Source organism: Wolbachia endosymbiont of Drosophila baimaii (assembly GCF_028982185.1).
In the GTDB taxonomy this organism is placed as follows: domain Bacteria; phylum Pseudomonadota; class Alphaproteobacteria; order Rickettsiales; family Anaplasmataceae; genus Wolbachia; species Wolbachia pipientis.
Genome location: NZ_JAPQLE010000178.1, coordinates 1 through 3,076 on the forward strand (window position 1 = coordinate 1; position 3,076 = coordinate 3,076).

2 protein-coding genes are annotated in these 3,076 nt (G+C 38.4%); one reads left to right on the forward strand and one right to left on the reverse strand.

All coding sequences use genetic code 11. The features are described 5' to 3' along the window. Positions 1–62: 62 nt before the first annotated feature. On the forward strand, positions 63–431 hold the full coding sequence (locus tag OZD66_RS05475; RefSeq protein ID WP_275022445.1) for a hypothetical protein: 369 nt from the start codon (positions 63–65) through the stop codon (positions 429–431). A 52-nt stretch (positions 432–483) separates the two neighbouring features. On the opposite strand, the gene ppdK is transcribed toward OZD66_RS05475, so the two are convergent. Continuing rightward, positions 484–3,076, reverse strand: a 2,593-nt coding sequence (gene ppdK, locus OZD66_RS05480; protein ID WP_275022448.1) for a pyruvate, phosphate dikinase, incomplete at its 5' end; no start/stop codon positions are given.

Consider the following 3,076-nt stretch of genomic DNA (forward strand, 5'->3'; position numbering starts at 1 on the left):
GTCATAACTATATGCTGCTGGCATGCTTACCATCACTACTATAAATCCATATCTTACCTTTTTTGGACTATTATGAGAAGTGCTATACTAATGTATCAACAAGGACTGACCAAGCCACACCAAATAATGGTAATAAAGCTAACGGCTTTGTAGATGCTCAATTTTCTATGCCAAATGAAAAAGAAACTAAATATAAGGAAAATTTTCACAACTCATTAAAGAAAGATGCTGTTGGAGTTGTTGTTACAGGGTTATTTATTGCTGCTGCTGTGATGGTTCCATTTGTAGCTGGTGCAGTGGTTTGCGGTATTGTAGCTGCTTTAGTTGCAATAGTTACCGGGTGGCATATAAAAAGTTCTACGTTACCAAGCTATAGAGAAATGGAAGAAAATAAAGTTGAACACGTCCAAAAAACTGCAAAAACGTTGTGATTCAATTTCGCTAGGGAGGATGTTATGCCAGTGCGTGACACTGGCATCTAATTTACCCAACACACTTAGATTTTATGCTAAACTGTGCTGCCACTAACTTTGCAACCGGTACTCTATAGGGTGAGCATGAAACGTAATCCACCCCTGATTCGATGAGAAACTCTATGGATTTTGGATCTGCTCCATGCTCTCCACATATACCCAGTTTTATTTCTTTTCGGGTTTTTTTGCCTCTTTCAATGGCTATCTTGATTAACTCCCCTACCCCTTCGATGTCCAGCACTTCAAATGGATCATTGTCAAATATGTTGTTTTTCTTATAGGAATCGAGGAAATTAACTGAATCATCTCTTGAAAGTCCCATGGTTGTTTGCGTTAAATCATTAGTGCCAAAACTAAAGAACTCTGCATGTTTTGCTAACTTATCAGCAATCAGTGCCGCTCGTGGTAGCTCTATCATTGTTCCAATTGAGTACGCCTTGTCTGATGTCATTCCAGCGCGTGACGCTGGAATCTGCTTCTTGATCCTAGCTGAGATGACAGAGGATTCTTTCTTTGCTAGCTCGCATATCAGAACAAACTCTTTCTCACTCATGATAAAAGGAATCATGATTTCAGGTTCCACTTCTATCTTCTTTTCTTTCTTTAATTCACTTGCAGCACTAAGTATTGCCCTAATCTGCATGCTATATATTTCAGGATGAGAAATAGCAAGTCTACAACCTCGATGGCCAAGCATTGGATTTTTTTCCGATAACTGTGCTATTTTATTTTTTACTGACTCAACTGACTTACTAAGTGATTTGGCAATTTTTTCTATAGTAGACTGATCATTGGGTAAAAATTCATGCAAAGGTGGATCAAGCAACCGTATAGTGACTTCCCTGCCCTCCATAATAGAAAATATTTCTTTGAAATCAGACTTTTGCATTTCTTCTAGTTTAATGAGCGCATTTGCCCTTTCATTTTCATCGTCAGCTATTATCAATTTTTGAATGAATTCGATTCTATCACTAGCGAAAAACATATGTTCTGTGCGACATAAGCCTATACCTTCTGCACCGAATTCTTTTGCAATTTTTGCATCTTTTGGAGTATCAGCGTTCGCTCTCACTTTGATCGTTTTGATTTCATCTATCCAGTTGATTATCGTTTTGAATTCTTGCGATAATTCAGGTGAAACTGTAGGAAGAATGCCAAGCATAACCTCCCCTGTTCCTCCGTTGATGGTAATTGGTTCACCTTTATTTACTTTTGTATCCCCTACAGAAAAGAAAGTTCCATCTTTATCGATATAAAGTCCACTTACACTGCAAATGCATGGCTTACCCATTCCACGGGTTACAACAGCAGCATGCGAGGTCATCCCTCCCCGTGCTGTTACTATGCCACTTGCAGCATTCATTCCATTAATATCTTCAGGACTCGTTTCTGACCTTACTAAAATCACTTTTTTGCCCTGCTCTGTAGCTTTTTCAGCATCACTTGCACTAAACACTACATATCCAGAAGCAACCCCTGGAGAAGCCGGCAGCCCCTTCCCTATTACTTTTTGATCGCTCTTAACGTCAAGAACTGGATGCAATAAATTGTCAAAAGTTTTTGGATCAATTCTCAATATTCCTTCTTCTTTTGTAATCGTTCCTTCGTTTACCATATCAACTATTATGCGAATAGCAGCTTCAGCCGTACGCTTGCCAGACCTAGTTTGCAAAATCCATAACTTACCGTCCTGCACAGTAAATTCGATATCCTGCATGTCTTTATAATGCCTTTCAAGTTTTTCACATACCACGCATAATTCTCGGTAGACACTTGGCAGCAACTTCTCCATGGTGTTTTTTTGCTCTCCGTCAATTGGCATAGGAGTATAAACACCAGAAACCACATCCTCACCCTGAGCATTAACCAAAAACTCACCAAAAAGCTTTTTTTCTCCAGTTGAAGGATTTCGTGTAAATATCACACCAGTTGCAGAATTATCATTTAAATTACCAAAAACCATTGCTTGCACGTTGACAGCTGTTCCAAGGTTTTCAGGAATATTATGTATTCTTCTATAGGAAACAGCCCTATCATTTTTCCAAGAGGCAAATACTGCATTAACTGAGTTTAACAATTGCTCTTCAACGTTCTGCGGGAAATGTTTCTCAGTTTTTTCATATACTATCTTTTTAAAATCGTTAACAATTCTCTTTAAAACATCAACATCAAGATCAGCTAAGCTTTTTGCTCCACTCTTTTGCTGCTCATTATCAACAACATCTTGAAATAGGTGATGATCAAGCTGTAGTACAACATTGGAGTACATCATGATGAAACGGCAGTAGCTATCGTAAGCAAAACGTTCGCCACTTTTTTCTGCAAGCCCAACAACAGTTTCATCATTTAGACCAACATTTAAAATAGTATCAAGCATGCCCGGCATTGAACTAACACTACCAGAGCGTATTGAAACTAATAAAGGATTATTTAAATCCCCAAATTTACAACCGATGTCATTTTCGAGCATCGCCATGTAGTTTTTGATTCCACTACATATGTCATTCCAGTACGTGACCACATTTTTTTCTGGATCCGAGTAGTCAGCTACTTGGATAACAGAAGATCTATTGTCTTGATAATAGACTTTGCAAGCAGAGGTG